At 41.1% G+C, this 23,155-nt stretch carries 23 protein-coding genes; 7 read left to right on the top strand and 16 right to left on the bottom strand.

Annotated features, from left to right (window positions below):
- Positions 1-16: 16 nt before the first annotated feature.
- Together ACPPVU_RS25295 and ACPPVU_RS25290 are read right to left on the bottom strand one after the other, a co-directional pair.
- On the bottom strand, positions 17-2,446 hold the full coding sequence (locus ACPPVU_RS25295) for a zinc-dependent metalloprotease (RefSeq protein ID WP_426669517.1): 2,430 nt from the start codon (positions 2,444-2,446) through the stop codon (positions 17-19).
- A gap of 103 nt (positions 2,447-2,549) precedes the next feature.
- On the bottom strand, positions 2,550-3,137 hold the full coding sequence (locus ACPPVU_RS25290) for a DUF4142 domain-containing protein (protein WP_426669516.1): 588 nt from the start codon (positions 3,135-3,137) through the stop codon (positions 2,550-2,552).
- Positions 3,138-3,279: 142 nt separating this feature from the next.
- Between ACPPVU_RS25290 and gcvH the strand changes: the two genes are divergently transcribed.
- The 6 genes from gcvH (at position 3,280) to ACPPVU_RS25260 (ending at position 8,175) form a co-directional block, all read left to right on the top strand.
- Positions 3,280-3,660 (top strand): glycine cleavage system protein GcvH, encoded by a 381-nt coding sequence (gene gcvH, locus ACPPVU_RS25285; RefSeq protein WP_426669515.1) that lies wholly within the window; start codon positions 3,280-3,282, stop codon positions 3,658-3,660.
- A 7-nt stretch (positions 3,661-3,667) separates the two neighbouring features.
- On the top strand, positions 3,668-4,066 hold the full coding sequence (locus ACPPVU_RS25280; RefSeq protein ID WP_426669514.1) for a VanZ family protein: 399 nt from the start codon (positions 3,668-3,670) through the stop codon (positions 4,064-4,066).
- A gap of 238 nt (positions 4,067-4,304) precedes the next feature.
- Positions 4,305-4,520: a FeoA family protein gene (locus ACPPVU_RS25275; protein ID WP_426669513.1), complete on the top strand. Its 216-nt coding sequence runs from the start codon at positions 4,305-4,307 to the stop codon at positions 4,518-4,520.
- Positions 4,521-4,529: 9 nt separating this feature from the next.
- Positions 4,530-6,641, top strand: coding sequence for a ferrous iron transport protein B (gene feoB / locus ACPPVU_RS25270; protein WP_426669512.1), 2,112 nt, complete (start codon positions 4,530-4,532; stop codon positions 6,639-6,641).
- 321 nt (positions 6,642-6,962) lie between these two features.
- Positions 6,963-7,577 (top strand): SprT-like domain-containing protein, encoded by a 615-nt coding sequence (locus tag ACPPVU_RS25265; protein ID WP_426669511.1) that lies wholly within the window; start codon positions 6,963-6,965, stop codon positions 7,575-7,577.
- 79 nt (positions 7,578-7,656) lie between these two features.
- Positions 7,657-8,175, top strand: coding sequence for a hypothetical protein (locus tag ACPPVU_RS25260; protein WP_426669510.1), 519 nt, complete (start codon positions 7,657-7,659; stop codon positions 8,173-8,175).
- A gap of 33 nt (positions 8,176-8,208) precedes the next feature.
- On the opposite strand, the gene ACPPVU_RS25255 is transcribed toward ACPPVU_RS25260, so the two are convergent.
- Genes ACPPVU_RS25255 through ACPPVU_RS25245 form a run of 3 tightly spaced genes read right to left on the bottom strand, consistent with a single transcriptional unit; the run spans position 8,209 to position 11,023 of the window.
- Positions 8,209-8,778, bottom strand: coding sequence for a zeta toxin family protein (locus ACPPVU_RS25255; protein WP_426669509.1), 570 nt, complete (start codon positions 8,776-8,778; stop codon positions 8,209-8,211).
- A complete protein-coding gene (locus tag ACPPVU_RS25250) occupies positions 8,779-9,030 on the bottom strand; it encodes a hypothetical protein (protein WP_426669508.1) in 252 nt (83 codons plus the stop codon).
- A 16-nt stretch (positions 9,031-9,046) separates the two neighbouring features.
- The gene (locus ACPPVU_RS25245; protein ID WP_426669507.1) at positions 9,047-11,023 is read right to left on the bottom strand and encodes an alpha-ketoacid dehydrogenase subunit alpha/beta; all 1,977 of its coding nucleotides are present in this window, start codon (positions 11,021-11,023) and stop codon (positions 9,047-9,049) included.
- Positions 11,024-11,084: 61 nt separating this feature from the next.
- On the opposite strand from ACPPVU_RS25245, the gene ACPPVU_RS25240 reads away from it, so the two are divergent.
- Positions 11,085-11,942 (top strand): DUF4198 domain-containing protein, encoded by an 858-nt coding sequence (locus ACPPVU_RS25240; protein ID WP_426669506.1) that lies wholly within the window; start codon positions 11,085-11,087, stop codon positions 11,940-11,942.
- A 70-nt stretch (positions 11,943-12,012) separates the two neighbouring features.
- On the opposite strand, the gene ACPPVU_RS25235 is transcribed toward ACPPVU_RS25240, so the two are convergent.
- The 11 genes from ACPPVU_RS25235 to ACPPVU_RS25185 form a co-directional block, all read right to left on the bottom strand.
- Positions 12,013-13,395, bottom strand: coding sequence for a LutB/LldF family L-lactate oxidation iron-sulfur protein (locus ACPPVU_RS25235; RefSeq protein WP_426669505.1), 1,383 nt, complete (start codon positions 13,393-13,395; stop codon positions 12,013-12,015).
- A gap of 84 nt (positions 13,396-13,479) precedes the next feature.
- Entirely contained in the window at positions 13,480-15,036 is a 1,557-nt protein-coding gene (locus tag ACPPVU_RS25230; RefSeq protein ID WP_426669504.1) for a M28 family peptidase, read from the bottom strand.
- Between the two features lie 98 nt (positions 15,037-15,134).
- Entirely contained in the window at positions 15,135-15,569 is a 435-nt protein-coding gene (gene rpiB, locus ACPPVU_RS25225) for a ribose 5-phosphate isomerase B (RefSeq protein WP_426669503.1), read from the bottom strand.
- A 64-nt stretch (positions 15,570-15,633) separates the two neighbouring features.
- Positions 15,634-16,503 (bottom strand): twin-arginine translocase subunit TatC, encoded by an 870-nt coding sequence (tatC, locus tag ACPPVU_RS25220; RefSeq protein ID WP_426669502.1) that lies wholly within the window; start codon positions 16,501-16,503, stop codon positions 15,634-15,636.
- Between the two features lie 67 nt (positions 16,504-16,570).
- Positions 16,571-17,911 (bottom strand): acetyl-CoA carboxylase biotin carboxylase subunit, encoded by a 1,341-nt coding sequence (accC, locus tag ACPPVU_RS25215; RefSeq protein ID WP_426669501.1) that lies wholly within the window; start codon positions 17,909-17,911, stop codon positions 16,571-16,573.
- Positions 17,912-18,010: 99 nt separating this feature from the next.
- Positions 18,011-18,493, bottom strand: a complete 483-nt coding sequence (accB, locus tag ACPPVU_RS25210) for an acetyl-CoA carboxylase biotin carboxyl carrier protein (protein ID WP_426669500.1) — start codon at positions 18,491-18,493, stop codon at positions 18,011-18,013.
- Positions 18,494-18,713: 220 nt separating this feature from the next.
- Positions 18,714-19,703: a beta-ketoacyl-ACP synthase III gene (locus ACPPVU_RS25205; protein WP_426669499.1), complete on the bottom strand. Its 990-nt coding sequence runs from the start codon at positions 19,701-19,703 to the stop codon at positions 18,714-18,716.
- Between the two features lie 16 nt (positions 19,704-19,719).
- The gene (gene plsX / locus ACPPVU_RS25200; protein WP_426669498.1) at positions 19,720-20,658 is read right to left on the bottom strand and encodes a phosphate acyltransferase PlsX; all 939 of its coding nucleotides are present in this window, start codon (positions 20,656-20,658) and stop codon (positions 19,720-19,722) included.
- Positions 20,659-20,673: 15 nt separating this feature from the next.
- The gene (gene rpmF, locus ACPPVU_RS25195) at positions 20,674-20,865 is read right to left on the bottom strand and encodes a 50S ribosomal protein L32 (protein ID WP_426669497.1); all 192 of its coding nucleotides are present in this window, start codon (positions 20,863-20,865) and stop codon (positions 20,674-20,676) included.
- Positions 20,866-20,882: 17 nt separating this feature from the next.
- Complete coding sequence (locus tag ACPPVU_RS25190; RefSeq protein ID WP_426669496.1) at positions 20,883-21,404, bottom strand: YceD family protein; 522 nt, start codon at positions 21,402-21,404, stop codon at positions 20,883-20,885.
- 134 nt (positions 21,405-21,538) lie between these two features.
- Positions 21,539-23,143, bottom strand: coding sequence for a RagB/SusD family nutrient uptake outer membrane protein (locus ACPPVU_RS25185; RefSeq protein ID WP_426669495.1), 1,605 nt, complete (start codon positions 23,141-23,143; stop codon positions 21,539-21,541).
- Positions 23,144-23,155 lie beyond the last annotated feature (12 nt).

Here is a 23,155-nt window from a genome sequence, read left to right as displayed (position 1 = left end):
ATGTTATGTACCGAAATTAATATTCATCCATCCCAATTGGCGAACCATCGGGCATGTTTAATGTTTCAGCAGGTTTAAATTTGTCCGGGTTGTTTTCAAACTCATTAATTTGCGATAAACCAAATAATAAGTTAGCCTTTTGTTCATTACCGGCTGTTAATGCAGTTTTATTCATCCATTTTTTCAGTTCATCAATTTGCAGCAGGGCGATGCCTCTTACACTCTCCGGTGCTTTTGTATTGGCAGCCAATTCCAATATTTGCTTTAAAGTCAGGTCGTTCACCAAACGCTGCAGCCCGCCTTTGTAGCCTGTCGGTTGCGGAGCTTTCCAGGTTTGGTCTACTAATTTGTTTAATACAGTATAAAGACCGGGTTGGGTATTATCTCTCGAATGATATTCAACCAAACGCGTTGCGCGCTGTGGCTCCAGCATAAATTCCAGCGTATAGCTTGCTACTGATTCGGCTGCAGCCATTGGGTCAAAAGTTAACCCGGTGCGCGATTTGAAGGTTTCCCTTGTACGCGGATAGCCGATAGGACGGGGAGGTATCTTTTCGATCAGTTTTTCCGGTAGGGCCAATGCATCAGGTGTTATGGTTCCCATTAAAGCGTTAAAAGCTTTCCATTGCTCTGCTGGTGGTACAAATTTGGTGACTGTTTGGCCGTCGTTTTTAAGGGCGAATGTATAATACAAGCCACCTAACATCTTCGATGCTGCTTCTACCTGGTAACGGTGCATCAGGTACATCGGTACCAATACTTCTTCCAGAGTAGCCATTGGGGCATCCTGTCTGATCGCTTTTTCTGAAAAATTGGCTAAAACATGTTTGCGGATATCCATCAGCCTGTTCAATTCGTCAGCTGCATTTGTGCCTGCATCCCAAAGGTGTGCTTGTGGATGAGCGCTACCAGCCGGCCGGGCATCATCATCCGAAATAAATAAATAGCCTTCCTTCAAGGTTTCGGTCATGATATCTTTTAACGCCTTGTCATCATCTGTTCCGGCAGGAAAATTCTGATAGCCATACAAAATAGCTCGTTTATCCCATCCGCCAATTTCAGTAGTATAAGCTTTGGTTAAATCAATTGTGCCGTCTGGATTTAAACTTACAACTGGTGGCGGATAATCCATTACTGATGCCCGGTTATTTACACTTGCCGTAAAGTTGTGCTGCATACCCAATGTATGCCCTACCTCATGTGCTGCCAGTTGGTGCAAGCGGGCGAGCGCCAGTTTCATCATTTTATCGCTTGTGGGTTTACCATCTTCATAAGGTTGTACCAGTCCTTCGGCTATTAAAAAATCCTGTCTGTCGCGTAATGAACCTAATGAAACCTGCCCTTTAATGATCTCACCAGTACGAGGATCATCAATGGATGAACCATATGACCAGCCCCGGGTTGACCGATGTATCCACTGGATAACATTATACCGAATATCCATCGGGTCAGCATCCTCCGGTAACAGTTTTACCTGGAAGGCATTTTTATAACCAGCAGCCTCAAACGCCTGGTTCCACCATGATGCTCCTTCCAGCAGTGCGGTACGAACAGGCTCGGGCGCGCCACGGTCAACATAATACACAATCGGTTTAACTGCTTCGCTCATTGTAGCCGAAGGATCTTTCTTTTCAAGCCGGTGCCGGGTTAGGAAACGCTTAACAATAGGTTTATCGATAGGAGTGGCGTAATCCATATATTCATTATCATAAAACCCTGAACGCGGATCAAACTTGCGGGGTTTATAATTACCATCGGGCAGTTTTATGAATGACTGATGCATCCTCACAGTAACAAAATCAGGATCAGGGGCAACAGAACTGATCTGAGCTCCGGTTCCGGTCCCCGCCAGGGTAACTATCGCTTCAAACTCTGTATTATCCGGGAAACTTTTAGAGTTAGGCAAGTAAATGGCCGACCTGCTTTCGTCTTCATGATAATTTCCCTGGTTATTATTACCAAGCCTGCGTGCCACCTGGTGACTATCGTGCAATAGAAAATGGGTAATATCTATCAATGCCCTACTGCTATCCTGCGCTTCGGTAGTAAATCCCCATAAAACTGATTGTGCAAATGCTTCTTCAACAGATTTTCGCTCATCAGCATTATTACTTACCGCACGGTAATTGTAATTGGGTTGTACCAGCAGTACCTTGTTGCCAATCCTGATAAACTTAACGATCCGCGAGCCTCCGATCTGCCCCCTGTCCATACCCAGGTCATTTGAACCAACCCCGGCGGGCAAAGAATTCACATAAAGAAACTCATTATTAAAACGATCAACCTCCAACAGTATCTGGCCGGTTTTCTCATTCCAATAGAAATTAAAGTAGCCGCTGTATTTGGTTAATCCTTTAGTTTTGGATTCGAACTCACTATTTTTTTGCGCTTTAATTGCCTGAAACGAACTGATAAGGAGAAAAAGGATAAAGTAAAATTTCTTCATTGGTGCGACTGAATTGAGCATTAAAAATATTGTTTTATTCAGGCTTATCCAATAAAAAAGGGTAAGCTGTTCACTTACCCTTTATAATAAATAGTTTATTCTGTTATTTCATACTTTTATGAATAGCCTGAACAGAATCAAGATGCATTTTTAGCGTTGGCAATGTTTTAGTAGCAAATGCTTTCAGATCGGGATCTTTACAATTTTGTGAAGCGTCTTCAAATAATTTTACTGCTTTTTTATGCCCGTCGAGCATGGCATTAATATAAGCCTTGTCAAAGGCCTTCCCGGATTTTGCTGCTAAATCGGATGCTGCTTTTTGACCTTCTGCGTCAGGCGTTAATGGTAATGAAATATTTTTAGTTTTTGCAAGCGCTGCCAGCTCATCACCGGCTTTGGTATGATCATTTACCATCATTGTGGCAAACTCTTTCACCCGAGTGCTTACTGCTTTAGTTTGGGCCATTTTACCTGCATTTACTTCGGCCTCACCATCACCTGCTGCTGTGGTTGCAAATTTTGCATCATCAGCAGTTACGGCTATTCCACCGGTTGCTGCGGCGTTTTGTGTAGTATCTTTAGTTTTATTCAAACTGTCTGCAGCATCTTTACTGTCCTTAACCCCGCTTTTACACGCCTGGAAAGCTAAGGCCGCCAGTGCGATCATCATAATTGAACTTAATTTTTTCATTTTCATGGTAGTTTATTGGTTGTTATAAATAGTTAACAATGATTACAGTATTAAGTTTCCTTTCTTTACTTCTTAAGAAAGTTATTTAAGTCATGTTATCTAAAAGTTTTCTTATTTTTGAACCACTAAAAAGCACATCAATATGAATTTCCCATCTGAATTAAAATACACCAAAGACCACGAATGGATAAGGGTTGAAGGTAATGATGCCTACATAGGTATTACCGAATTTGCACAGCACGAACTGGGCGATATTGTTTATGTAGATGTCTCTTCAAAAGGGAAAGAGGTGGCTAAAGAAGAAGTTTTTGGCACTGTTGAAGCCGTAAAAACAGTATCCGACCTGTTTATGCCGCTTACAGGTACTGTAAATGAGACTAACCCGGCACTTGACAGCCAGCCTGAACTGGTAAATACCGACCCGTATGGCCAGGGATGGATGGTTAAGATCAGCATAAAAGACGCTTCAGAAATCGCAGGTCTGTTATCAGCAGAGGCTTACCAATCACTTGTAGGTGCTTAATGTTTAAATGAAGATTGTTTTAAAATATCAGAGGCTCACTATTTTGTGGGCCTTGTTTGTTTTTTTGATGTGTTCCATCAAAATTAGCGAAAGTGTTAGCCATGAACCTTTATTTTTTCCGGGCTTTGATAAGCTGGTGCACAGCGGGTTCTACTTTATGCTGGTGATTTTATGGTGCAATGGTATTATAAGGCAACAAAAAGAACAGTTGTTATCGTATAAATCGGCAATTATAGTCACCATAATTTCCATACTATTCGGTGGCTTAATTGAGATATTACAATTAACCATCTTTACATGGCGCAGCGGCGAATGGCCAGATCTTTTTGCTGATGCAATAGGCGCCTTTATGGGGATTTTTAGCGTAATACTGATATCAAGGGCAGTAAATTATGAAAAAAGCTAAGTATATTTTTGTTTTGGTTGCGGTGATAAGCTTATCATCATGCGGTATCTTTAGAAAAGGCTGCGGATGCCCGCATGTTAGTAAGATCAAAGTAAATCCTAAATTCAGCAACACTTTTGCTAAACTCGCCTGATCTTCAGAAGAAAAGTCAAAAAAGAAGTCGAATTGTAATATAATTGTTCTTATTTGGATTTAATTTAAATAAGGTATACATTTGTTTGATTTAAGAATAAACAACATGAGGCTTTCACAACTTGAAGTAGGAGAAACTGGGATTGTTAAGGAATTTACTGACTTGGAAATGTCGGTAAAGTTGATGGAAATGGGATGTTTACCGGGCGAACAGATCACTGTTTCGCGTATAGCTCCGCTTGGTGACCCAATAGCCATTCATGTATCAGGTTACCAGCTAAGTCTGCGTAAAAGAGAAGCTTCAACGATTATTCTACATTAGTTATAATAAGTGAATGCTGATATAAAAGTAGCGCTTGTAGGAAATCCCAATACCGGTAAATCAACGCTCTTTAATGTACTTACCGGTCTCAATCAAAAAATAGGAAACTTTCCGGGTGTTACTGTTGATAAAAAAACCGGCTTTTGCGACCTGCCCGATGGGCGTCGCGCACAAATCATAGATCTTCCGGGTACATATAGCCTTTATCCTAAAAGCAGGGACGAATCTATTGTGTTCTCTGTTTTAGCTGATAAGTCAAATCCACTCCGGCCTGATCTGGTGGTGGTGATACTGGATGCATCTAACCTCAAAAGAAATTTATTACTCTATACCCAGGTAGCCGACCTGAAACTGCCCGTTGTAGTAGCCTTAAACATGATGGATCTTGCCAAAAAAGGCGGGATAACTATTGATGTCAATGCATTTGCACAGAAATTGGGTGTTCCTGTTGTGCCGATATCTGCCAGGAAAAATGAGGGGATTGATCAGTTAAAATCTGCTATTAATTACGCGAATAAAATAGCACTACAAGAAGATACTATTGATGTGGAGGCAATGGCTCCGCAACTGATCGCTAAAATAAGCGAAGAGATGCAGGTGGATAACCCATATTATGCCCTGCAATTGGCACATCAGCACGAAACCATCAATTTTTTAACGTCTGCCGAAAGCGACCGCATTGAAGAGCTGGAACAGGAGTTTAATTTTCATTCTCAAAAAGCCCAGGCATCCGAAACCATAGCGAGATATAACTTTATTAATGACTTGCTTTATGACACCGTAAAGAGGCAGGAAACGGCGCAGGACGAGTCCGTGAGCAATAAGATCGATAAGGTATTAACGCATAAAACCTTTGGCTTTATTATTTTCTTCGCCATCCTGCTATTTATTTTTCAGTCGATTTTTGCATGGTCTGCTTACCCAATGGAGTTGATCGGCGACTTGTTTGTATGGGTACAAAGCTCATTGCATACAATACTACCTGCTGGTCCGCTGACAAACCTTTTAGTCGATGGCGTGATAGCAGGCTTAAGTGGTGTAATGGTATTTATACCACAGATAGCTATCCTGTTTGGGTTTATTTCGATACTGGAAGATACGGGTTACATGTCGCGCGTTACGTTTATGATGGACAGGATCATGCGTAAAGTTGGGTTGAATGGTAAATCAGTGGTCCCGCTTATCGGTGGCTTTGCCTGTGCTGTACCATCCATTATGAGTACTCGTAATATTGAGAACTGGAAAGACAGGATGATCACCATAATGGTTACACCATTGGTTACCTGTTCGGCACGTTTACCGGTTTATACGTTGCTTATTGCTCTTGTTGTCCCTAACAAAAATGTTTGGTGGGTATTTAATTTGCCGGGGTTGGCCTTAACAGGGATGTATTTGTTCAGCCTTATTTCTGCTGTAACGGTAGCCTTTGTGATGAAATATTTACTGAAGGCACGTGAGCGCGGCTACTTTATTATGGAATTGCCGGTATATCGTATGCCCAGGTGGAAAAACGTTGGTTATTCGATGTACGATAGAGCCAAGGCATTTGTTTTGCAGGCAGGCAAAGTTATTATAGCGGTATCCGTGATATTATGGGTGCTTGCATCCTATGGGCCGGGTGACCGTTTTGAACGTATCGAACAGAAATACAAGCAACCACAATACGCACAGCATTTAAAACCTGATGATCTCCATCGCGTTGTTGCTTCTGAAAAACTGGAAAACTCTTATGCCGGAGTACTGGGTCACGTAATAGAACCAGTGATAAAACCGCTTGGCTTTGACTGGAAAATAGGCATTGCATTGATTACCTCATTTGCTGCACGTGAAGTATTTGTCGGCACGATGGCTACAATTTACAGTGTGGATGGCGATGCTGAGAAAATGGAATCCGTACAACAAAAAATGCATACGGCTAAAAACCCCGATGGAAATCCTGTATTTACAGTTGCTGTAGCATTCTCCTTAATGATGTTTTACGCCTTTGCTATGCAATGCGCCAGTACAGTAGCTGTAGTTTACCGCGAAACTAAAAACTGGCGCTGGCCGGCTTCTCAGTTTGCTTATATGACGGTGCTGGCTTATCTGGCAAGCTTGATTACTTACCATTTGTTGAAATAAGCTAAAGGCATAAAGCTGAAAGCGAAAAGCTTTTTCAAATAGTTTTAAGCCAGGGAAATCGCTTTTAAAACCTTATCGCTGATTTTTTGGCTAAAGCCCCTTTACCTTCTTATACTTTCCGCCCCATAAATGGGACGGCAATGAATTTTATACTTTTTTACTATTCATTGCCGTTGGCTTCAGCCAACGGACAACTGGAATCATTAAAATGGCTTTAGCCTCAAATTTATACGCCCGTCATCTAAAAGCGATTTCTCTGAGCTTTCAGCTTTGGACTTTCTGCTTTCCGCTCAAAAACAGTATTTTTGCAATGAGGTAAAATTGGATAAAGTAAAAGTATTAGAAAGGTATCTTCCGCCGGCGGCTGCGCCGCTGATAGCCCGTTGGATAGATTACTTTAAGTGTGAGTTTAAGATTTCCCGAAACCGAAACAGTAAGTTTGGCGATTACCGCCCGCCACATGCCGGAAAAGGCCACCGTATCTCCGTCAACTACGATTTAAATGTTTATGCATTTTTGGTGACTACTGTGCATGAGTTTGCTCATTTACATACCTGGAATGAACATAAACACAAAGCCAAACCACATGGCACGGAGTGGAAAACCAACTTCAAAAAAATGATGCAGCCCTTTTTTGAGCAGGAGATCTTTCCGCCTGATGTAAAGCATGCTATTGTAAGATATCTGAATAATCCTGCAGCATCAAGCTGTACTGATTTGCATTTATATAAATCGCTACGTTTATATGATGCGCCAAAGCCGGAAGCCCATCTTACGGTTGAAAAAGTGCCGATGAATGCGCTGTTTAAACTAAAAAATGGCCGTGTTTTCCGTAAGGAGGAAAAGTTGAGAAAACGCTATAAATGCACCGAAATACAAACCCGGCGGATCTATTTATTTAGCCCGATTGCAGAGGTGGAGCTGGTAGCGAGCTGATTTAATTCATAATTTTTCATACCTAACCCGATTTCATCCGTATAAGCACTGTATTTGATTTGTTCTAAATCTTACAGACATGAAAAAGAGTCTTATTATCCTGTTTTGCGCAATTGCATTTTTATGCTCATGCAAAAAAGAAAATCCTAATTCTGGTAATTCAGCAAGTAATCAATCCAATAATTCGGATAACTCTAATCAACCTACATGGATATCCGGTAAATGGGTTTTATACAAAATGGCAGATACTACTGCTTATGCAACCGCATATCCTTCAGTACAGGTTGAAACATTTGCAGGTGATACGACCTACAATTCTATCGGGTCGCCTAATTATACTTCTTCGGCCAGTGCCGGTACTTTAGTTGCTGATACGTTAAATTTTGCAACATCAACTGCCGGTATTAGTTACCAGGTGAACAATTATATTCAGGCGTTTACTTATTCTATTCCCAATTTAAAGTACATGATCGCGATACCGGCAGGGCCAACACTTGTTAAATCAATAATACAATTAAGCCCTACCACTTTTAAACTGGTTACGCCGGATAATTATGGGTTTCATGAAATTATAGTGGAGTATTATCAGAAGTTGTGATGTCTTTAATATATGGATGGTTCGAGTTTATAATTATGGTTTAAAAAGATCCTCATAAAAAGGATGACTTATATGTTTTTCGTTTGACCATAACAGTTTCCCATTTTCAAAAATTGCTACGCGGGAACGGTTTGTATCTGAATTATCAAACAGGTAGGCTTTATCAAACAAGCCAATGTGTTTTATTAAATTAATCTTGCTTTTCTCGTGCCTTCTTACAATATCTTCTCTTTCAACATGGTGCCCTAAATTAGTTGTGCGTTCTTCTACCCTTGTCAAATTATCCAGCATCGATTCTAAGGCAATGTAATAAAGTATTGTTTTATATCCCGCTGATTTTGCGGCCAAAACCTCACCAATTTCCGAATTTCCGGAAAAAGTTGTTTCGAACGCAAAATCGACATTTTGAATAATTGCTTGTTTTCGCCTTTCTAAAGCAACCCTTGCTGCTTTCACATGAAAACTATAGTTGCCAAACTCTTTTAAAGCAATTTCGTCTGGATTAATGACCGAGGATTTAATCCTTCCCTTTTGAATCAGGTATGAAGTAAGCGTAGTTTTGCCTGAGCCGTTGGGCCCACCAATAACAACTAAAGTAGGCATTTATTTGTCTAGTGGTTTGATAATCTCTTCCAATAAACGATAATCACTTGTAAGTTCCTTCCGGACTAAAAACTTAGCGCCATTAGGATATTCTTTAACAAAAAGATTTCCTTTTAGGGTTTCAGGATATCTTTCATTCCTATAGAAAATAGGTACACCGGCCTTAAGCATTTGCTCAGCACCCCAACCAGCACCTTCGTCAATAATACGTTGAGTTGGGTCTTCTTTGTAAATATCTTCAAGCGTCATCATAAATACTAAGTTACCACTAATATTTCAACAATTTCTCCATTATCTCCCCCAACCTCGCTTTTGCCAAAAACTGGTCCTCCAATGCCTTATTCATTGGTATAGCGGTATCTAGGCTTGCACAACGCATAATTGGGGCATCAAGCGATGCAAAACAGTACTCGGCAAGGTGAGCGGCGATCTCACTGCCAAAGCCATTGGTCAGCGTGTCTTCATGTAATATCAATACTCTGCCTGTTTTCTTTGCACTAGTTTCAACTGCTTTTTTGTCCCATGGTTGCAGGGTGCGCAAGTCGATGATCTCAATGGATTGTTCAAGGTGACTCTTTGCATATTCCAAAGCCCAATGAACTCCTAAGCCATAGGTGATGATACTGGCTTGGTTACCTTCTTCCACGATTCTGGCTTTACCGATTTCGATAATATATTCCTCATCATATATATCTTCACTGATACTGCGGTACAGATATTTGTGCTCAAAATAAATAACCGGGTTAGGGTCTTCTATCGCGGCAAGCAATAGACCTTTAGCATCTGACGGGAAGGCCGGATAAACGACTTTTAATCCGGGAGTTTTCGTAAACCATGCCTCATTGCTTTGCGAGTGGAACGGGCCTGCGCCTGTTCCCGCACCTGTAGGCATCCGGATCACCACATCCACATTTTCATCCCAGCGGTAATGTGTTTTTGCCAGGTTGTTGATCACCTGGTTAAAGGCGCAGGTTACAAAATCTGCAAACTGCATCTCTACTATTGCTTTGTATCCGTTTATCGACAAGCCCATCGCGGCACCTACTATCCCCGATTCACAAATAGGCGTGTTTCGTACACGTTCTCTGCCGAATTCTTCCACAAAGCCCTGTGTTATTTTAAAAGCGCCGCCGTATTCGGCTATATCCTGGCCCATAATCACCAGTTTTTCATGCTTCTGCATTCCCTGCCTCAAGCCATCGCTTATGGCATCAATATATCGTTTGCTAGTTTTATTGCCGGATGGATGCGTATCAGTGAAGTAGAATGGCTCGTACATATCGGCTATTTCTGTACTTACATTGGGTACAATATCCGGTTCGTTAAACACTTTCTCAATCTCAATATCAATAAGTGAAGTAAAAGCACTACGGATCACCTGTATGGATTCTGGTATAAGTGCACCCTCATCCAATAAAAATTTTTCAAAGTTAGTTACCGGGTCTTTTTCCTTCCACTCATCAAACAGATGCTGAGGAACATACTTAGTACCGGAGGCTTCCTCGTGCCCGCGCATCCTGAAGGTCATACATTCCAGCAAAATTGGTCGTGGGTTTTGCCGTATATCTTCGGCCAGTTCATTGATGGTATGGTAAACTTCTAATATGTTATTACCATCAATGGTTCTGCCTTCTATGCCGTAGCCAATTGCCCGGTCGCTTAATTGCTCACATTTATATTGCTCATTAACAGGGGTGGATAATCCATATCCATTATTCTCTATTAAGAAAATAACAGGTAGATTCCAGACCGACGCAACGTTAACCGCCTCGTGAAAATCCCCCTCACTTGTACCGCCTTCTCCAGTAAAAACCAGCGTTGCACGGTTTTTCTTGCTTAGCACATCTGCCAGGGCAATACCATCAGCCAAAGCCATTTGTGGACCGAGGTGTGAGATCATCCCGATAATTTTATATTGCTGGGTGCCGAAATGAAAGGATCGATCACGTCCCTTTGTAAAGCCGGAAGCTTTTCCCTGCCATTGCGCCATCAATCGCGAAAGTGGAATTTCCCGTGTGGTGAAAACACCAAGATTACGGTGCATGGGCAGGATATATTCATTAGGCTGCATAGCCAAAGTACTGCCTACAGCGATGGCTTCCTGTCCAATGCCTGAGAACCATTTGCCAATGCGCCCTTGTCTCAAAAGGATCAGCATTTTCTCTTCTATCAGGCGCGGCCATAATAAAGCTTTATAAAATGACACCAATTTGGCATTATCTATGTTTTTACGATTAAAAATCATGAAGCTAAACTACTGAAGTTTTTAAAACTTTGTATGTTTACATGATTTCAATCTTTATACTATGAAACGAACTTATACCCTAATTTTTTGCTTATTTATTTTAACCACATTAAAAGCTGTTGCTCAGGACTATGTTTTGCTGCCTGAGAACTTCTTTTTAAAAAAAGGGGATAAGCTCGATCTGCATTTGATAACCACCAACCAGCTTGTTAAACAGGATGAACTCAATTACGAATCGTCAAAAACGGCAAAGTTTATGGATTATGCCGGCTCAAAGAAAACAGACCTTGCTACATTAGCCAAGCCAAATGCTTCTCCAATACTTTCTATACCTCTTGCAAATGATGGATTGAATATGATCAGCATGGTGCGCAAACCTGTTGTTGATGATATTGAAAGCGATGATTTTATAAAAATATTGGAGGATGAGGGTTTCACCCAATATTCTGAAAAAGCAAAGAACAGCAGCAAAGACAGTTTCAGGGAGAGATACACTTGGTTCATGAAATCTTTGGTGCAGGTTGAAAAAAACAGCGCTAATAATTTTGATAAACCGCTGAATGAAGACTTTGAAATAGTATTAAAGGATAATCCTTATAAAGGTAATTATGGTAAAGACATTACTGCCGAAGTAAGATTGAAAGGTAAGCCAGCGGCAAATGTGGTTGTCACCCTTTTTATAGGGACGGCTACAGGTAAAGATATATTCGCACAAAAGCTATCGTCGGATAAACAGGGACAGATCTATTTCAAATTGACCAGGGAGGGTATCTATGTTTTACGTGCATTGTACCTGGAGCCATCAAAGGATAAAAGTGCCGATTATGAAACCTGGATGACCACCTATTCTTTTGCCTTCAGCAGCAGCGACGAAATGCCAAATACTTATAAGGAATTCGGGTTTGGGAATAAACACTAGTGAAGTCGTAAGTCTTGAGTTTTAAGTCTTAAGTTTTTTTTATGCTGACTTAAGACTCGAGACTCAGAACTTAAGACTCCCCATTCCGTTCGCTCCACATTTTGCTGAATGATTTCTCGGCAACTTTTGGCATCTCACGTAAGTGCCCCCAGGTGCTTTTGAAAAACCTTTTTAAAAGATAATTTTTTGTTTTTCCACTAAAAAAGTCTGTCAGCTTACGGCTAAGCATTCCTTTTTTCCAGATGGCCCAGCCCCATTGCTCTTTTTTAGTAAAAATCTCTGCTTTCACAGAATCCCTGCGGTTAAGTAAAAGCATTTTGTGTATATCGATCTTTACCGGGCAAACCTCGGTGCATTTACCGCACAGGCTTGATGCGTAGCTCAGGTGTTTAAACTCTTCCATGCCACGCATATGGGGCGTTATAATGGAGCCTATAGGGCCGCTGTAAGTAGTTTCATAAGTATGACCACCAATGTTTTTATAAACGGGGCAAGCGTTTAAACAGGCGCCACAACGAATACAGTACAGACCCTGTCTTTGATCTTTTTGAGCAAGCAGATTAGTGCGGCCATTATCTAGCAATACCACATACATTTCGTCCGGGCCGTCGGTTTCATCTTGCTGGCGCGGGCCGCTCAATATGGTGTTGTATACCGTTAGATTTTGCCCGGTACCATGGGTGGCCAGCATAGGCCAAAAAAGATCCAGATCTGCCATAGATGGTATGAGCTTTTCGATACCGACTATCGCAATATGTATTTTAGGGAAACTGATACTCAAACGCGCGTTGCCTTCATTTTCGCTTATGGCGATGCTGCCTGTATCGGCAATTAGAAAATTCGCTCCAGTAATACCTACATCCGCCTGTACATATTTTTCGCGCAGTAATTCTCGGGCCTTTAAGGTCAACTGCTCTGGCGTGGCATCTATTGGTGTACCGAAACGTTCATTAAATAATTTGGCAATATCTTCTTTGGATAGATGCATTGCTGGGGTAACAATATGATATGGCCTTTGCCCCAATAACTGCACTATATATTCGCCCAGGTCTGTTTCTAAGGATTCGATATGGTTACTCTCCAGATATTCATTCAGATGAATTTCTTCAGTTACCATTGACTTGGACTTGACTACAGTTTTAGCGCCTGCTTTTTTGATGATATTTAATATCTCACGGTTGGCTTCTTCGGCATCATTGGCCCATATCACTTTGCCGCCGCGTCTTTGAAAGTTTAATTCGAACTCTGGTAAAAACTTATCCAGGTTTTCCATCACTTTCCATTTGATCACATGCCCTTTGCGTTTGGCATTTTCAAGGTTGGTGATCCGGGATAAGCCCTTGTCAACCGCTGCATCGTATTTACCAATGTTGTAATTGATGATACGACGGTGGTCCATATCAAAGGCCTTATGCTCAGAGGCAACCAAAAACTCATCCGCAGTGCTTCCCATTTGGCTAAGTTAAGTTTTTTATAAAAAAAAGGGTAACAATAATGGCTACCCTTTGATTTTTTTTTAAGACTATGTTAAACGATCTTATTTTGTACCGGCATCCACCACAGGACGTTTATCCCTGTTGGCCAATTCCCAACCAGTATAATAAACCAGTTGTGCGCGTTTAGCTAAAAGCGGGAAATTGATCTTGCTTACTTCATCACCAGGCTGGTGGTAATCGGCATGCACACCATTGAAGTAAAAAATGATTGGCACACCATGTTTGGCAAAGTTATAGTGGTCTGAACGGTAGTAGAACCTGTTAGGATCATTAGGATCATCATATTTATAATCCTGCTCAATGTGGGTGTATTTTTTATTGGCATCCTCATTTATTTGGTGCAGTTCTTTACTCAGCATAGCTGATCCAATAGTATACACGTAGTTTGCAGAATCAGGCTTGCCTATATATTCAAAACCCACACGACCGATCATATCAATGTTCAAATCTGTAATAGTATTGGCCAATGGGAATACAGGATGATCGGTATAATATTCAGAACCTAATAATCCTTTTTCTTCACCCACATTGCCTAAAAATAAAATGCTGCGGCGAGGGCCATGGCCATCTTTTTTAGCTTCTGTAAATGCCCTGGCAATCTCCAGTATACCTGTTGTTCCTGAGCCGTCATCATCAGCGCCATTGTTTACTTTATCTTTCGCGTTCGGATCTGAAAGTAAACCAATGTGGTCATAATGTGCTGAGAAAACTAAAACCTCGTCCTTTAGGTCTGTACCAGGTAAATAGCCCAATACGTCTACAGCTTTTACATCTTTAGTTTCTATTTGGACATTTACTTTGATATCAGCTTTAAAAGATTGTGCCGGGGCAGTGGCACTTGCAGCACCGGTTTTTAACGCATCAAAAGTTTTACCGCTTGCTTTTACCAGTTGATCAGCCAATGCAGTAGTAATATTTACTACAGCTGCCAGTTGGCTTACGGGTTTAGCATCATCTGTTTTAATAGTTAAACGGCCTCCTAATACTGAAGATCCGAACTTTTTAAGCATGCCGGCAATTTCCGGATTGGCAGCTAATATCAAAGCCGGGTTTTTGCTTTGCAGATTTTTAATTATTTGCGTGCGTGCGGTGGATGGGCGGTAACTTGTGTTAGGTGTTTTACCGGCTTCAGGTTTGTCCTCATTTATCCATAATAGTATTTTTCCGCTAATATCGGTGTTGGCTATTTCGGCATCGGTTCCATAACCAACAAATACAACTTCGATTGCATTAATTGACTTATTTGCTATTGACGACCGGGTATAAAAATCCTGGCCATTTGTGAAGGTCTGGTCATTTAAAGTAAATGAAATTTTAGTAGAATTTTCTACTAATGGAACATCTAAAAAATATGAACCATTTACCGGAGCCTGTAGTCCCAGCTTTTTAAATTCAGTTGCAATGTAGTTTGCAGCTTTGTCAGCGCCTGGTTTACCGGTTTCACGGCCTTCAAATTCATCAGAAGCAAGAATGCTCAGATGTTTCTTTGCGTCTTCGGCATTAATGTACCTGGCGTACTTTTCAGGATCAGTGTTTTTTTGTGCATACGCGCAAGCAGTTAATGCAAATGCCGCAATGCATAAGGATAATTTTTTCATCAGTTAATGATCAGCTAATTATGAGAGATTTGTTAGTTAGAGACTAGTTATCAGTTAATTTCTGTTTTAGAGTTTAGAACTTAGTTTTTAGAATTTATTTAACACGCTATTTTACCAACCCGGTTTGCATGTCGCCCGCCTTCGAAATCAGTTTCCAGAAAAGTTTTTACGATCTTCTCAGCCTCGTCTATCGAAATAAAACGGGCAGGGATACACACAATATTGGCATTGTTATGCTTACGTGCTAACGAGGCCAGTTCTTCGTTCCAGCAAATAGCTGCACGGATGCCCTGGTGCTTGTTAGCAGTAATGGCAACACCGTTAGCACTGCCACAAATGAGTATGCCGAAATCAAATTCACCACTTTCAACTGCTGATGCAACGGGGTGCGCAAAGTCCGGATAATCTACAGAATCCGGGGAATAGGTCCCAAAATCTTTCAAATTATCAGCCTTTAACCATTTGGTTATAGCCTGTTTATAATCAAATCCGGCATGGTCTGCACCAATGGCGAGTTTTAAGTCGTTATTCATTACTCAAATCTATTTAATAAATTTAAGCAGCGAAGGTAAAGATTTTGTTAGAAACCCTTAAAGATTATGAAGCATCTGCTTCTTCAGCTTTTTTCCTCTTTCTTCTTTCCACAGCTGCTGCCACACCAATACTTAATTCATATAATAAAAGCAAAGGGATAGCCACAACAGTCATAGTAAGCATATCAGGAGTTGGTGTAACAACAGCTGCTATGATCAATATAATAACGATAGCATAGCGACGTGTTTCGCGCATGAACTTAGGCGTAGCTATACCAAGATTTGCTAAAATGTAAATCAGAATGGGTAGCTCGAACACTATTCCTGTAGCTAAGGTTAAAGTAGAAACAGACGATATATAGGAATCAATAGAAAATAAATTCTGAATACTGGCACTTACAGTATAACCGGCCAGGAAGTTAAGCGATATAGGGGTTATGATATAGTAACCGAACATTACACCGCTTAAGAACAGAACCGATGCATAAAAAACAAAACCGCTTGCTGCTTTACGCTCCTTTTCGTGTAAGGCTGGTTTGATAAATCGCCACAATTCATATAGCAAATAGGGGATACCCAAAACTAAACCGATCATCAATGATGAATCGATCTGCAGAGTAAATTGACCGGCCATTTCTGTATTGATCAATTGGATATTGATCTTACTGGGGCACATATCGCGATGAAGAAACTGCCCGAGGTCACACATCATTCTGAAAGTCCAGAAATTAGAATTGCTTGGCGCCATGATGATATGATCGTAGATCCAATCATAATATATGAATACGCCGATAGTAAATACGACAATGGCCAAAGCCGAACGGATAAGGTGCCACCTTAATGCTTCCAGATGGTCAAAGAATGACATTTCGCCCTCAAGGCTTTGTCCCTTATCTTTTATCGCTTTGATTATTTTATCGCTTGTTTTGCTCATTGCCGTATAAAAATAGCATTCTGCTATTCAGAATGCTATTTACGATTTAATTTACTAATGAAGATTTTTATTTAGTGAATTCGAAGGTATCCATAAACTTGGTGGTAAAATTACCGGCCCTAAAATTAGGGTCCTGCAATAATTTTAAGTGGAACGGAATGGTTGTTTTAACCCCTTCAATAACAAACTCACTTAATGCACGCTCCATTGTACTTAAAGCTTCATCGCGGGTTTGTGCCACGCATATCACCTTAGCTATCATGGAATCGTAGTTAGGAGGTATTACATAACCCGAATACACATGCGTATCTATACGCACACCATGCCCCCCAGGTGAGTGGAAATTGGTGATCTTACCGGGTGCCGGACGGAAATTATTGAACGGATCTTCCGCATTTATACGGCATTCTACCGCATGCATGGTTGGTTCATAATTTTTACCTGATATCGGGATACCGGCAGCAACCTTTATTTGTTCTTTTATAAGGTCAAAGTTGATCACTTCTTCCGTAACCGGATGTTCTACCTGGATACGGGTGTTCATCTCCATAAAATAGAAATTGCGGTGTTTATCAACTAAAAATTCAATTGTTCCGGCACCTTCGTATTTTACAGCCTTTGCACCTTTTATAGCGGCATCGCCCATCTTTTTACGCAGTTTGTCTGTCATAAAGGGAGATGGTGATTCTTCCACCAGTTTTTGGTGACGACGTTGTATAGAGCAGTCACGTTCTGAAAGATGACATACTTTGCCATATTGATCACCCACAACCTGTATCTCTATGTGGCGGGGATCTTCTACATATTTTTCCAGGTAAAGCCCGTCATTGCCAAAAGCAGCGGCAGATTCTGTACGTGCCGAATCCCAGGCCGGTTCAAACTCCGAATCCTTCCAAACTACACGCATACCACGACCGCCACCGCCTGCGGTAGCTTTTAATATCACCGGATAACCTATTTTATTGGCAATAGCAATTCCTTCTTTTATATCCTGGAGCAAACCTTCGGAACCGGGGATAGTAGGAACACCCGCTTTTTTCATGGTCGCCTTTGCAGAGGCTTTATCACCCATTGCATTGATCTGATCGGCAGTAGCTCCGATAAACTTAATGCCGTAATCAGCACATATGGCCGAGAATTTGGCATTTTCAGATAAAAATCCATAACCCGGATGTATAGCATCTGCATTGGTTAACTCTGCAGCTGATATAAGGTTGGGAATACTTAAGTAAGAATCGCGGCTGGCTGGAGGACCTATACACACTGCTTCATCAGCAAAGCGTACGTGAAGGCTATCCCTGTCAGCGGTAGAATATACAGCTACGGTTTTAATGCCCATCTCCTTACACGTACGTATAATACGGAGGGCAATTTCACCACGGTTAGCTATTAGTATTTTTTTAAACATAGTTTTAATGTGCAGATTGTAGATGTGCAGATGTGCAGATTACAAATATGCAGATAGAATAATCATTTGCACATTTTCTCATCTGCATATTCGCACATATTAAATAGGTTCTACCAAAAATAATGGCTGGTCGTACTCAACCGGCGATGCATTATCAGCCAGTATTTTAACAATACGACCTGAAACTTCTGATTCGATCTCGTTAAACAACTTCATCGCCTCGATAATGCATAATACGGTACCTGGTTTTATTTCATCACCTACGTTAACAAACATCGGTTTCTCAGGAGTTGATGAACGATAAAATGTACCAATCATTGGTGACCTAACGGTAATGTAGTGTGAGGTATCGGCAACAGGAGCAACAGTTGGTGCTGTTTCAGCAATCGCTGCAGGGACGCTGCTTGCAGCAACAGGTGCATGCTCATACATAGGCTGCGCAGGAGGAACGCCCGCGGTCACATAAGTAGGTGCCTGGTTGGTTTTTATTGTGATCTTAAAATCGTTCTGTTCAATTGAAACTTCATTTACCCCCGACTTTGAAACAAAGCGTATAAGGTCCTGAATTTGTTTGATATCCATGTTTGGAATAAATTGGTTTTTGAAGAATTATATCTAAGTTATATGTTAATGTGCAGATGTGCAAATATGCCAATTTCAGATGTGCAGATATGCAAATATGCAGATGAACAAGTTAGTTGATTTAGTAATTAACAAATTAACAAAACATATTTAATATAGTTCAAATTAAATAATCTCTATAATGAGCATTTGCACATCTGCATATTTACACATCTGCACATCAATACGCCCATTTTAAATAAATCGAACCCCATGTAAATCCACCGCCAAATGCGGCAAGGATCAGGTTGTCGCCTTTTTTAAATTTACTTTCCCACTCCCACAAACAAAGTGGTATGGTGCCATTTGTTGTGTTACCGTAACGTTCAATATTAATGATCACTTTATCGGCACTTACACCGGTACGGTTAGCGGTAGCATCAATGATACGTTTATTGGCCTGGTGCGGTACCAACCATGCAATATCGTCTGAATTTAGATTGTTGCGCTCCATTACTTCGGCAGCTACATCGGCCATATTGGTTACCGCGAATTTAAATACTGCTTGTCCTTCCTGGTATGCGTAATGTTCGTGGGCATCTATAGTTTCGTGAGTAGCCGGTTTTAATGAACCCCCTGCTTTTTGATGGAGAAAGTTACGGCCAGAACCGTCACTTTTTAATATCGAATCCAGTACCCCATAGCCTTCGGTATTTGGCTCAAGCAGGACAGCTCCGCAACCATCCCCGAAAATAATGCAGGTAGCACGGTCCTTATAGTTCACTATAGCCGACATTTTATCGCCACCCACTACTAATACTTTGGTATGTTTTCCGCTTTCAATAAACTGTGCACCTGTGGCCAGGCCAAAAACAAACCCTGAACAGGCTGCCTGCAGGTCATATCCCCAGGCATTTTTTGCACCAATTTTATCAGCCAGTATATTCGCTGTAGCCGGAAAAGGCATATCAGGTGTAGTAGTGCAGAATATAATCAGTTCTATTTCTTCGGCGCTTATTCCTCTTTTTTTCAGTAAGCCTTCAACGGCAGGTACTGCCATATCCGAGGTAGCAAGGCCTTCGCCTTTTAGTATGCGGCGTTCTTTTATTCCAGTTCTGCTTGTTATCCACTCGTCATTCGTCTCCACCATTGTTTCCAGCTCATGGTTAGTTAAAACATAATCCGGAACATATCCATTTACAGCAGTAATAGCAGCATGAATTTTATTCATTATATATAGATAGAATTTACTGAAATGCGTTTTTTATTTTATTCACAAGGTCGCTTTCAACCATATCTCTTGATAAAAGAACCATGTTTTTGATCGCTTCGGGACTTGATATCCCATGCCCAACCACTACAGGCGCATTAACACCAAGTATTGGGCTACCGCCATATTGCTCGTAATTAAAGCGGTCAAAAAAAGCGTCCTTTATCTTTAATTTAAGCCCGAGAACATAAAAGGATTCGGCCATTTTTAGAGCCACGTTTCCTGTAAAGCCATCAGCTACATATACATCTGCACTTTCATTAAAGAAGTCGCGCCCTTCTACGTTGCCAATAAAGTTGAACAGGTTAGTTTCTTTCATTAAAGGATAAGTGGCCTGGTAAAGAATATTACCTTTTTCCTCTTCTTCGCCTATGTTCACCAAAGCAACACGCGGATCTTTGATATTATAGACACATTGGGCAAACAGGCTGCCCAATACACCGAATTGAAATAAGTTTTCTGCTTTGCAATCCGCGTTAGCGCCTACATCCAGCAATATACCTACGCCACCTTTTAGTTTGGGTACAATGGTAGTCATAGCAGGGCGCGAAACACCCGGTATGGTTTTTACACTGAACATGGAACCCACCAGCATAGCACCAGTGTTGCCTGCTGATGAAAAGGCTTGTATCTCATTGTTTTTAAGCAACTGAAATCCCAGGCTAATACTCGAATTTGGTTTCTGAACAACAGCCTTGGTGGGATGTTCTGCCATGCCGATCACTTCGGTTGTGTGCACGAACTCGAAATGGTCGGAGCTGAAATTATTTTCGTGAAGAATGGATACAGCAATTTCTTTATCGCCAATAAGTACTAACTTTTGGTCGCCCGACAAAGCCTTACAAGCTTCAATTGCTCCTAAAACTGTGGCTTTGGGAGCAAAATCACCGCCCATAATATCTAAGCCAATCTTCATATTTGAAAATTAAACTTAGGCTACTGCTGTGTTTTCGATAAGGACTTTGCCGTTGTAGTATAAATTGCCATCAACAGTATAAGCTCTGTGAGGTAAATGTACGGCACCGGTTGTTTGACAAGTAGTTAAAGTAGGTGCTTCAGCTTTGTAGTGTGTTCTACGTTTTGCTGTCCTTGATTTTGAAAATTTTCTTTTTGGATGTGGCATAACTTCCTAATATTATATCATTTAATTTTTTTCAAAACGTCCCATCTTGGGTCCGTTTTTTCATCTTCTCCGCCATTGCCTGAAAGTTGATTTAACCGATCAATCATTTCTTTATCGCAATATGGGGTGTTCCCTTCATCACTACAAACCGCAATAAAAGGAGCGGCAACATTTACATATTCATAGATCAGCCCTGCAATATTGATCTCGTGATCGTTTTTTGACAGGGTGAGGATCTCTTCATTTTCATCAATATCCTCTTCGCTAAATTTGGCTATCTGCTGCTCGTGTATTTCTACAGGTTGCGGATACTCGGCCAGGCATTTGTCACACGCCATATTGATAGTTCCATTGATATGGAATGTCAGTATCAGCATGGTTTCCTGTTTGTCCAGTTCAACCTTACATTGCAGATCAGCCTTCTTAACAAGCGAATATTCGAACTCGTCAAAAAATGCATTTGTGATCACATAATCAAAAATATGCTTCCCCAGTTTTAGGCCGGTAAAAGGAATCGAGTATGTTTTAAGCGATTTCAATGAGCGACAATTAGCCCGCAAATGTATGGAAAAATAGTAATTGTTGAAAAAAAAGTTTAAATATAGAAAACCAGGTTTGAAGGGGCATAAAAAAAGCCGGTTTTGAGACCGGCTTTCGATTTATAAGTTTAGAATTAATGGTTCGGATTTTTGTCCCACCATAGCTTAGTGCCACCATTATCAGGGCCACCAAGTTCAGTGATACCGGATTGAACCCCTGTTGGGTTATTGGTAACCTCATCTGCCGGGAAGGGCAAACGACGAATGCCTGGAATGGTAGGGATAGTACCACCACTGTTATTAACCACTACAGGGAACAATTTGGGATACCCTGTCCTTCTATATTCAGCCCATGCTTCTTCACCATCAGGAAACATAGCGATCCATTTTTGGGTAATTATCCTTTGCAGACTTTTTTCGAATGGATCACCAAGATTCCATGCGATGGTAATATTGTTAAGATAAGGAGAGCCTGCACCTACACTGTTGGTGGCATTGGTTGGATCAACATAAGGAGCAGCTGTACTTGTAGCATCTGAAAGATATCCAGCTGGCATATTTACGCCTTTCTCCTGGAAGGCAACAGCGACACCTTGATTATAAAATGACTGAGCTGTACCACTGCCCATATTCCACCCACGTAAAGCCCCTTCAGCTTTTAAAAAGTAACTTTCTGAAGCCACCATTATCAGAATTGGTGTATTCGCTGCATCATTAATTAATGAGAAACCGGCATATTGACTACCACTACTTATATTAATACCATTCCGGATTCCTTTTTGAGTGCCAGGAACTGCTGTTGAAGTAAGAAAATAATTACTTATGCGCGGATCATTATAGCCTTTTAATATAGATTCCATCGGCGCTCCCATGTCTATGTCACCGTATGCATTAGTGATATTCCATATTGGATTTTGATAGCTTAAGCCATTTACCATATTTAAATAAGCACCGTCTGCAACCGTGCTTAATAATCCGTTTGGATCAGCCGCAGCCTTCTCAGCTTGTGTTTTTGCAGTTGCCGGATCTGCATAAGCTAAACGCATTGCCAAACGAAGTCGTAACGAATTGGCAAATTTCAACCATTCTTTATAATCGCCACCGTAAAACGTGTCAAATGGGGCTAGAGGTTTCGCACCGGGATTATCTTTTACGTAAGCAGTAAGTATATTTACAGCGGTGTCCAATTCGCTGAAAAAACGGGTATATATAGCTTGCTGGCTATCATATGGGATCGCAAATGCATTGCTTGCATATTTTGAGTAAGGTAGCGGCCCGTAAACATCGGTTACCCGATGCATGCCTTCTACCTTAAGAATAAGGGCGATTGCAACAAAATGCTGATCCTGCGGTCTGGCTAAGGATTTTACCGTAGCCCAACCGTTCATAATATTACCATAAGCCTGGTCAAAGGTTGTGGTATTCCATTCGGATTTCATAAAATAATTAGTATTATTCGGGCCGCCGAATGGGTCACCCGACATCATATAACCCGAATAAACATCCGCATTTAAGTTTTGCTGCAACTGGTATACATAATCAATAGGGCTAAAAATATTTTGCTGCATAACCGGAATAAATCCCCCAATATACTGAAAGTCGCCTCCTGCCTGGGCTTTGGTCACCAGGTTAGGATTCGTGTTGAAGGCGTCAAACTGTTTTGTACAAGAGCTTATAGCAAGAAGGCCAAGAGCGGCGCCCATACATAATACCCTGCTTTTTTTAAATATCGTTTTCATGTCTTATAATTT

The sequence above is a fragment of the Mucilaginibacter sp. McL0603 genome (assembly GCF_049992945.1).
Taxonomy (GTDB): Bacteria; Bacteroidota; Bacteroidia; order Sphingobacteriales; family Sphingobacteriaceae; genus Mucilaginibacter.
The sequence above is the reverse complement of the archived record's forward strand: the minus strand, read 5'-3'. Positions and strand labels throughout refer to the sequence as shown.

Bases quoted from the DNA above. Each gene is read 5' to 3' on its own strand.
- gcvH (WP_426669515.1), top strand. From the start codon at position 3,280: ATGAATTTCCCATCTGAATTAAAATACACCAAAGACCACGAATGGATA.
- accB (WP_426669500.1), bottom strand. From the start codon at position 18,493: ATGGATATCAAACAAATTCAGGACCTTATACGCTTTGTTTCAAAGTCG.
- ACPPVU_RS25240 (WP_426669506.1), top strand. From the start codon at position 11,085: ATGAAACGAACTTATACCCTAATTTTTTGCTTATTTATTTTAACCACA.
- ACPPVU_RS25275 (WP_426669513.1), top strand. From the start codon at position 4,305: ATGAGGCTTTCACAACTTGAAGTAGGAGAAACTGGGATTGTTAAGGAA.
- rpiB (WP_426669503.1), bottom strand. From the start codon at position 15,569: ATGAATAACGACTTAAAACTCGCCATTGGTGCAGACCATGCCGGATTT.
- ACPPVU_RS25260 (WP_426669510.1), top strand. From the start codon at position 7,657: ATGAAAAAGAGTCTTATTATCCTGTTTTGCGCAATTGCATTTTTATGC.
- ACPPVU_RS25205 (WP_426669499.1), bottom strand. From the start codon at position 19,703: ATGAATAAAATTCATGCTGCTATTACTGCTGTAAATGGATATGTTCCG.
- plsX (WP_426669498.1), bottom strand. From the start codon at position 20,658: ATGAAGATTGGCTTAGATATTATGGGCGGTGATTTTGCTCCCAAAGCC.
- rpmF (WP_426669497.1), bottom strand. From the start codon at position 20,865: ATGCCACATCCAAAAAGAAAATTTTCAAAATCAAGGACAGCAAAACGT.
- accC (WP_426669501.1), bottom strand. From the start codon at position 17,911: ATGTTTAAAAAAATACTAATAGCTAACCGTGGTGAAATTGCCCTCCGT.
- ACPPVU_RS25250 (WP_426669508.1), bottom strand. From the start codon at position 9,030: ATGATGACGCTTGAAGATATTTACAAAGAAGACCCAACTCAACGTATT.
- ACPPVU_RS25230 (WP_426669504.1), bottom strand. From the start codon at position 15,036: ATGAAAAAATTATCCTTATGCATTGCGGCATTTGCATTAACTGCTTGC.
- ACPPVU_RS25255 (WP_426669509.1), bottom strand. From the start codon at position 8,778: ATGCCTACTTTAGTTGTTATTGGTGGGCCCAACGGCTCAGGCAAAACT.
- ACPPVU_RS25280 (WP_426669514.1), top strand. From the start codon at position 3,668: ATGAAGATTGTTTTAAAATATCAGAGGCTCACTATTTTGTGGGCCTTG.
- tatC (WP_426669502.1), bottom strand. From the start codon at position 16,503: ATGAGCAAAACAAGCGATAAAATAATCAAAGCGATAAAAGATAAGGGA.
- ACPPVU_RS25235 (WP_426669505.1), bottom strand. From the start codon at position 13,395: ATGGGAAGCACTGCGGATGAGTTTTTGGTTGCCTCTGAGCATAAGGCC.
- ACPPVU_RS25245 (WP_426669507.1), bottom strand. From the start codon at position 11,023: ATGATTTTTAATCGTAAAAACATAGATAATGCCAAATTGGTGTCATTT.
- ACPPVU_RS25295 (WP_426669517.1), bottom strand. From the start codon at position 2,446: ATGAAGAAATTTTACTTTATCCTTTTTCTCCTTATCAGTTCGTTTCAG.
- ACPPVU_RS25290 (WP_426669516.1), bottom strand. From the start codon at position 3,137: ATGAAAAAATTAAGTTCAATTATGATGATCGCACTGGCGGCCTTAGCT.
- ACPPVU_RS25185 (WP_426669495.1), bottom strand. From the start codon at position 23,143: ATGAAAACGATATTTAAAAAAAGCAGGGTATTATGTATGGGCGCCGCT.